This window comes from Microcoleus sp. B5-D4 (genome assembly GCF_036705145.1).
Taxonomy (GTDB): Bacteria; Cyanobacteriota; Cyanobacteriia; order Cyanobacteriales; family Microcoleaceae; genus Microcoleus.
The window spans coordinates 19,790-27,504 of record NZ_JAUBTV010000092.1 but is presented as its reverse complement, the minus strand read 5'-3'; the positions used below and the strand labels follow the sequence as shown (position 1 = coordinate 27,504).

Annotated in this window: 7 protein-coding genes; 2 read left to right on the top strand and 5 right to left on the bottom strand. The window is 46.7% G+C overall.

Translation table 11 applies throughout. The features are described from left to right. Nucleotides 1–68: 68 nt before the first annotated feature. From QUB10_RS28825 to rppA, 4 genes are all read right to left on the bottom strand, one after another. Nucleotides 69–470 carry a helix-turn-helix domain-containing protein gene (locus QUB10_RS28825; RefSeq protein ID WP_333206651.1) on the bottom strand — a complete coding sequence of 134 codons (402 nt, stop codon included), beginning with the start codon at nucleotides 468–470 and terminating at the stop codon, nucleotides 69–71. A 249-nt stretch (nucleotides 471–719) separates the two neighbouring features. Then, the gene (locus QUB10_RS28820) at nucleotides 720–1,271 is read right to left on the bottom strand and encodes a DUF3124 domain-containing protein (RefSeq protein ID WP_333206650.1); all 552 of its coding nucleotides are present in this window, start codon (nucleotides 1,269–1,271) and stop codon (nucleotides 720–722) included. 78 nt (nucleotides 1,272–1,349) lie between these two features. Further along, nucleotides 1,350–2,630 (bottom strand): HAMP domain-containing sensor histidine kinase, encoded by a 1,281-nt coding sequence (locus QUB10_RS28815; protein ID WP_333206649.1) that lies wholly within the window; start codon nucleotides 2,628–2,630, stop codon nucleotides 1,350–1,352. A gap of 18 nt (nucleotides 2,631–2,648) precedes the next feature. Further along, nucleotides 2,649–3,326 carry a two-component system response regulator RppA gene (gene rppA / locus QUB10_RS28810; RefSeq protein WP_333206648.1) on the bottom strand — a complete coding sequence of 226 codons (678 nt, stop codon included), beginning with the start codon at nucleotides 3,324–3,326 and terminating at the stop codon, nucleotides 2,649–2,651. 173 nt (nucleotides 3,327–3,499) lie between these two features. Here rppA and QUB10_RS28805 point away from each other — a divergent pair, with 173 nt between their 5' ends. Next, a complete protein-coding gene (locus QUB10_RS28805; protein ID WP_333206647.1) occupies nucleotides 3,500–3,886 on the top strand; it encodes a hypothetical protein in 387 nt (128 codons plus the stop codon). A gap of 132 nt (nucleotides 3,887–4,018) precedes the next feature. Here QUB10_RS28805 and QUB10_RS28800 read toward each other — a convergent pair whose 3' ends face one another. Then, complete coding sequence (locus tag QUB10_RS28800; RefSeq protein ID WP_333206646.1) at nucleotides 4,019–4,423, bottom strand: BON domain-containing protein; 405 nt, start codon at nucleotides 4,421–4,423, stop codon at nucleotides 4,019–4,021. 497 nt (nucleotides 4,424–4,920) lie between these two features. On the opposite strand from QUB10_RS28800, the gene QUB10_RS28795 reads away from it, so the two are divergent. Continuing rightward, the gene (locus tag QUB10_RS28795) at nucleotides 4,921–7,635 is read left to right on the top strand and encodes a cation-transporting P-type ATPase (RefSeq protein WP_333206645.1); all 2,715 of its coding nucleotides are present in this window, start codon (nucleotides 4,921–4,923) and stop codon (nucleotides 7,633–7,635) included. Nucleotides 7,636–7,715: the final 80 nt, after the last annotated feature.

The window sequence follows — 7,715 nt, the reverse complement described above, 5'->3', positions numbered from 1 at the left end:
AAGAAGGATTTTTTCAGAAAAAGACTCACGCACAAATATGATTTTATGTCAACTTAATTTAGATGCGTTTACCCTGGGTCATGTACCACTTTATAGCTCACTTTAATTCCGCATTCTTTTTCGAGCCAGGTCTGTAATTTGCCATAACTTGTTTCTCCCTGTGGTTCTTGGAGTTTTTTGATTAATTTTTCTCTAACTTCAGGTGGAATATGTGGAGTCTTTCCGGGAGCTTTTTTTATGCTAAGTAATTCATTAATTCCACCTTGTTTGTAAGCTCTTAACCAACGATATATTGTTGATTCGTCTCGTTTCAACATCGTGGCTAATTCTGCTCTTTTTTGGATTTTTTTGGTGGCCAGCCAGTATAATACCAGTAATTTTTCTTTATTTACGGCGGTCGCATGACCTTCGAGCCGATGCTCTAGTTCCTCAACCGTTTCCTGGATTTGTACCTGAAGTTTGTTCGCCATATTGGATTTCCTCTACTTTTACCCTAGATTTTAGTGTACCTTCATAGTGAATTGGTATAAGCCCTGCGGGCAGGATTCGCCAATGCAGTATCTGTTTTTCACAGGGGTTTGTCTCCATGAGTGCTTATCTGAACCGTATTGACATATGGACATTTTAATTGCAAAATACAACCTTTTGCTAGCAATCCCTCAATCCCTTCTAGGGTAGTCTCCAACTACCTTGTAAAGCAAGAATTTAATCCTCTAAAATCACTTTTGCATCCTGTGTTGCTTGAGAACTTTAGCGGGGCTGACAAAGGAAATGCCCTGCGAAGAAGAGGTACTAATCATGACAGCTTCAATGACAGGCTCATAAACCGTTTTTTCTGCAACCCACTCCACAAGAAAGTTTGCACCTGAACCTCCACTTGTATCATCTGCTGCAATGAAAAAGTCTGTGGAAGCAAGCGGCTTGAGTTCTACTGGACTCTTAATGTCCTGCCTAATCAATTTCCCATCGCTATCGTAGTAACGCACCGAAGTAATAATAATCGAATTTGTCAGATCCGTATTGCGGATACTGAGGGTGGCTGACAAATTCATGACTTGATCCTGGCTATTGTAGTGATAAATATGTGAGTAAATAGGGACATATACGGTTTGTCCCATCACAACTTTTGTTTTATCTAACGGGACTCCTCTCAGTGAAATTTCACGTTTTATATCAGGTTGTTGCCTTTGTGAGGTAGTTTGCTCTGAACAAGAGGTAATGACGATCGCCCCTAGCGCCCAACCAACCCAGAAATCATGTTTCAGCTTCATCGGCATTCATCCAAATACACCACATACATTGCAGTTACGTCTAAAGCAGAGTGCACCTTCTCTCTCGTTTGAGGCGGCTTAGTGATAAGGTTTGATCGGCAGTTCAACCTGGAACGTTGAGCCTTTGCCCACTTCACTCGTCACCTGTATTTGTCCGCTGTGTGCCTTGACAATTTGTTGGACGATCGCTAACCCCAGCCCAAAGCCTCCACTCTCCTGCGATCGCTCGGTGTCTACTCGATAGAAGCGATCGAAAATATAGGGTAAGTCCGCTTCTGGAATACCGATTCCCGTATCAATTATCTGAATGACTGCCAAATTGGAATGAAGAACTAGGCGTATCTTTACAGTTCCGCCAACGGGAGTATATTTACAGGCGTTGTAAAGCAAGTTTTCGACTACTTGCCGTAGCAAATCAGGGTCAGCCAATAATTCAATCCGTTGTTCCGGTGATTCGCAGGTGAGTTTGATATTTTGGGCTTCTGCAAGTGCGAGAAACTGGGTTGCTAAATTGCTGAGGAGCTCGTTGAGATTGATTAACCTCAGCGATTCCGGCGCAAGTCGCCCCTGATGACGAGCCAACAGCAGTAAATTATTCACGAGCGCTCCCATTGATTTTGCGCTATCTACAATGTTTTCTAAGGGAGGATGGTAACGCGAATCATCAGCCGCGATCAGCAACCCAAGCTGGGCATTAGTGAGAATGGCAGAGAGGGGCGATCGCAACTCGTGAGAGGCATCGGCTGTAAAGCGCTGAAGCTGCTGATAGGCTTGCCGAATCGGTTGCATGGCCAGCCCACTGAGAAACCAACCTGTGAGGGCAATTAAGCCCAGTGTCAGCGGGACAGCGAGAGTGAGCACAATCTGAAGCTGAGTGAGGCTGTTTTGAGTTTCTGTCAGGGGAGTTGCAACCTGAAGATAGCCGAGCACCCCGGTTCTGCCTTCGACTGGTAATGTCACCTGACGCAGCCAGATCCCTTTTCCCAAAAGCGGATCGGTCGATCGAACTGTGAGATAACCAAAAGGCGTATTTAACCGATCGGGAGGAGAATTCCCAAAAAAACGAACTAGCCGCCCTTGTGCGTTATACCAGCGCACGTAAATCAGATCTTCAGCAAGGGGATGCGAACCACTGCCTAACAAGGAAACATGACTCAGATCGACCTGGTTCTGGTTTTGGCGAACTTCATAATGCACGCTGGCAGCCATGACTCTAGTTTTGTCATACAGCAGTCGATCGAGCGCCTCTAGTTTATCTTTTACCTCAATATGATAAATCGCCCCAGCAAACAGCACGAGAATGCTTCCCATTGAGAGGGTGAACCAACGAGCCAGATTGCGACGACTTTGATTAAACACAGCTTGCCTTCACGATCGTTACTTTTGAGGGGAAGTGAGGCGATAACCCATACCGTAAATGCTCTCAATCCAATCTGCTGATCCTACAGCCTGCAAGCGTTGGCGGAGTTTGCGAATTAGAACAGTGATCGCATTGCTCTCTGGTTCAGTCCCCCATTCCCACACGCCTTGTTCAATCTGATTCCGAGTCAAAACCTGTCGAGGATGACGCATAAAATACTCCAACAACTGAAACTCGCGACTGGAGAGGGAAACGGTTGCACCTTGTCGCTCAACAGTCAGAGTATCGAGGTGGAGGTGCAGATCCTCAAGGCTGAGCGTATCTCCTTGCCAAAGGGGCGATCGCCGTCTTAATGCCCGGACTCGTGCCATGAATTCAACCAAATCGATCGGTTTCACCAGGTAATCATCTGCACCTGCGTCTAACCCGGTCACTTTTTCAGGCGTAGTGTCTCTTGCCGTAATCATCAAAATCGGCGCTGTTTTCCCTGCCGAGCGATATTGACGACAGAGATTTACCCCACTGATATGTGGCAACATCCAGTCCAAAATCAACAAATCATATTCTTTTTCTGATAACAGCCACTGGGCCGTCTCTCCATCTTTTACCCCATCCACGCTATGTCCTGCTTGAGACAGCACTGTTTGAAGTGGCATCAGTTGCTTTGGGTCGTCCTCCACAAGTAAGATTCTCATATTTTTCTTTAATTGGGCTTATCGAACTGAAATATTTGACGCATCGCCCTTGAGTATGATTTCAGCAGAGCGGTAACTCCACTAAAGTGCAAATATAGCAATCCTAAATCATTTGTGAATTTCTTACTCCCTACCTGCGGGTTCGGGGAGGGTTGGGGTGGGGTAAAAAATTTATGTGGCCGGTTACTAAACGTTGGCTAAAAGCATCAGGCGCAGAGTTTTGGTTGCCATTGCCGTTTGTGGCGATCGCGTTTTGGGTTGGTTCCAGTTTCCTAATGGCTCAAGAATTACAACAACCCCAGATCGCAAAGAATAAACTTCAGGCAGATACCCAGCTTAAAGCAACGGTGTCTGTCAATATATTGCTGATCAACGCGGTGATTAACCGAAAACAAGGAACCACCCAGGTTGCGGTAGAAACAGCAGAACCCATTTTGAAGCGATTGGAATTAGAATTGCCAATTACTGACGCAACCCAGATAGAGGCAGCGATCGCGCAAGAGCTCCAGTTATCACGTCAAAATGTTCGCCAGTTAGTCCGTTACGAAATCGTGGAATAAGTTTATTGTTTCAATATTGCGATCGCATCCAGTCAAATAAGGTTGCCAAATCCAGAGGTTTCCTTACTGCGATCAAGCAATTCCTCAAGCGGCAAGAAGCGCCAAATACTCTTGCCGCTTGAGGATTAAGAACTACTGAGTAACGATTTCGTTATTGATGGAAACATTCGCTGCAATTTGCCGAGCAATTTGTTCTGCCAATGCTTTTTGTTCTGCCGTTTGAACGCGCCCTGTTAACACAATCGAATTATCCCGATCGTCTGCGTCCAAATCGAATGACTTGAGGGTGCTATCGGAGTCCAAGGCCTCTTCTACGCGATCGGCAATATCGTCAATGTCTTGATTCTGAGGCGTCTGGGCTGTGGTGGTTGCAGGCGCAGGAGTGGTGGGAACAGTCGTATTTCCAGTGGCAGTTGTGGGAGCAGAAGTAGATGGAACAGTTGTCTGTGAAGTATTGGGGGAGGTGCAAGCACCTAAACCCAAAATTGCAACTGTGCTGACGCTGATTCCTTGCACAAATAGCTTTAATAATTGCATATTCTTTGTTTATTTTGTTTGTTGGGAAACGCAATTTTGCCGATAAACATCAGCATGAAGTCTTTGAGCCTTTCAACTTCAAAAGTGAATGTACGATAGTTCATCCATCAAAAGGAAGGCTTTTTATATCAATTCCGGCTGCGCCGGAATGATATCAAATCCGCGCTTCATCATCTGGCGTAAAGTCGAATAAAGCTGCCAACAAATAATTCGCGCAATTTTCATTTTTTTGAGCCCTCCTTCTACAGTCAACAGTCAACAGTCAACAGTCAACAGTCAACAGTCAACAGTCAACAGTCAACCATAAATCAAATCCAGTGAACTAAGGTTTGCAAGTTGATAAGCTATCTCAGTCGGTTCTCTTCCTAAGTATAGGAAGCAAATGTGATCCAAATGTGAGTAACAGAAATCAGTCTATCACTTTTCCCTCACATTCATCAATGACGCTAGAAACAAGACGAAATAGCAGAGAAGCACTTGGCTTGACAAGAAACGTTATGACTGCAACCAATGTAGAAAAATTAGTAGAACACTCTTGGCATCACCTCTCTGTCGAGAAAGTGGCTCGGCTTTTAGAGACTGACCTGGAAATAGGTCTATCTTCCCACGTGTCAGCCCAACGGCGCGAGATCCTCGGGCCCAATCAACTAACGGCTCAGAAGCCGCAAAGTGCCTGGTTGCGATTTTTTCAGCAACTGAATCAGCCACTAATCTACATTTTGTTAGCTGCTGGGATAGTAACAGCATTTCTGAAAGAGTGGATTGATTCAGGGGTAATTTTTGGGGTTGCTCTGACGAATGCCACTATTGGTTTCGTTCAAGAGTCAAAGGCAGAGAATGCGATCGCCGCTTTAGCAAAATCTGTTGCAACTGAGGCAACCATTCTCCGCAACGGTCAAAAGCAAGTGGTTTCATCCAGCGAACTGGTTCCTGGCGATCTCGTCTTGCTGTCTTCAGGGGATAAAGTGTCTGCGGATCTGCGACTGATCGAAGTCCGTGACTTACAGGTCGATGAGTCAGCGTTAACTGGAGAATCTGTCCCGGTTGAGAAGGAATCCCAGCCCTTAGAGGCAGACACTCCGCTGGCCGATCGCACGAACATGGCCTATACCGGAAGCCTGGTAACGTTTGGACAGGGACGCGGACTGGTCGTCAGCATCGGTGACATGACCGAGACCGGACACATCTCCCAACTAATGCAGCAAAGTAGCACACTGGAAACGCCACTGAGTCGCAAAATTGACAAATTTAGCAAAACCTTGCTGTATGTCATTTTAGGTTTGGCTGCCTTCACTTTTGTCGCAGGCATTGCCCAGAGATTTTCTTGGGTTGAGGTGTTCAAGGCATCTGTGGCGCTTGCCGTCAGCGCAATTCCTGAAGGCTTACCCGCGATTTTAACGGTGACACTGGCGATCGGGGTTTCCCAAATGGCAAAGCAGCACGCCATTATTCGCAAACTTCCGGCAATTGAGACGCTGGGCAGCACCACGGTGATTTGTTCCGACAAAACCGGAACCTTGACTGAGAATCAAATGACTGTTCAAGAGATCGATGCCGGTGGAAAGCGATATCGGGTTAGCGGTGGAGGATATGCGCCAGACGGGGAAATTTCTGTAAATGGACGCTCGGTTGACCTGGCGAACGCACCTGCCTTATATGAATGCCTGCAAGCAGGATTGTTGTGCAACGATTCTTATCTAGACGTGCAAGATGGGAACTGGACTGCGATCGGTAGTCCAACGGAAGGGGCGCTGGTTGCGGTAGCCCAAAAAGCGGGGTTAATTACTGAGAAACTCGAGGAAGCGCTTTCCCGGATCGATACACTGCCGTTTGAATCTCAGTTTCAATACATGGCAACCTTACATGACGATCGCCCACAACGGTTGATTTATGTCAAGGGTTCGATCGAGGCAATTCTCAAGCGGTGTCGCCAGATGCTCGATGAACAGGGAGAGGCGAGATCCCTCAACTCCGCGCCGATCGAGCAAACCGTAGACAGAATGGCGAAAAAAGGGTTACGAGTTCTGGCACTTGCCAAGAAAGTTGTACCCGCTTCTCAATCTTCAATTGAGCATTCTGATATTGAGCAAGGGTTAACTTTTCTGGGGCTGCAAGGCATGATCGACCCGCCTCGCGCCGAAGCAATTCAAGCAATTCAAGCCTGTCGGACGGCTGGAATTGAGGTCAAGATGATTACCGGCGATCATGCCAAAACAGCAGCAGCGATCGCGCACCAAATGGGACTAAATCAAACCCAAGATGCTCCTGTTTTTACGGGTCAAGAACTCGGTCTAATGAATCAGCAGCAATTAGCCAATGCTGTTGAAAAAACCTGTGTATTTGCTCGTGTCGCACCAGAACAAAAGCTCCGCATTGTCGAAGCACTTCAGTCTAAGGGCGAGATTGTGGCGATGACTGGAGATGGAGTTAACGATGCTCCCGCCTTGAAGCAAGCTGATATTGGGGTAGCGATGGGCATCACGGGCACTGAAGTCACAAAAGAAGCCGCAGATATGATTCTGACGGATGACAATTTTGCTTCGATCGAGAAAGCAGTTGAGGAAGGACGCACGGTTTATAAAAATTTGCTGCGGGCGATCGCCTTCATCCTGCCCGTGAATGGTGGAGAGTCCATGACCATCTTGATTGCCGTACTTCTGGCAACCCCACTACCCATTTTGCCAGTACAAATTCTCTGGCTGAATATGGTCAGTTCAGTTGCATTGAGCTTACCGTTGGCATTTGAGTCGCCCTCTCCCGATGTCATGCAACAGCCGCCTCGACCTGCCAATGAACCGCTTCTGTCTCGCAGGCTGACGGCTCGGATTCTGACAGTTTCGGTATTTAACTGGATTGCGATCTTTGGGATGTTTGAATGGATCGTCCAAACCACAGGCAATGAAGCTCTAGCCCGGACGATGGCAATTCAAGCATTGGTTGCGGCAGAAGCTTTTTACCTATTAAGCATCAGTCGCTTCGTTCCGGCGATCGTCGCCAAACTACGCGGTAAAGATGAATCAGTTGGCTATGCTGTGGCGATCGGCATTGGGGCTATTTTCATTCTCCAATTCCTGTTTAGCCAATGGGGCATTATGAATCAGTTATTCGACACTGAAGCTTTGAACCTAATCCAAGGCTTAATTTGTATCGGATTCGGACTGCCAATGATTCCTTTGTCAGCTTTGCTAAAGCGTTTTGCACCTCTGAACTAAGTGGTTTTTGTGATGCGGTCATTGCCAGCGACTTTACACACTATTTACCAATTTTGTAGCGTTTAATATTGAATATTTCT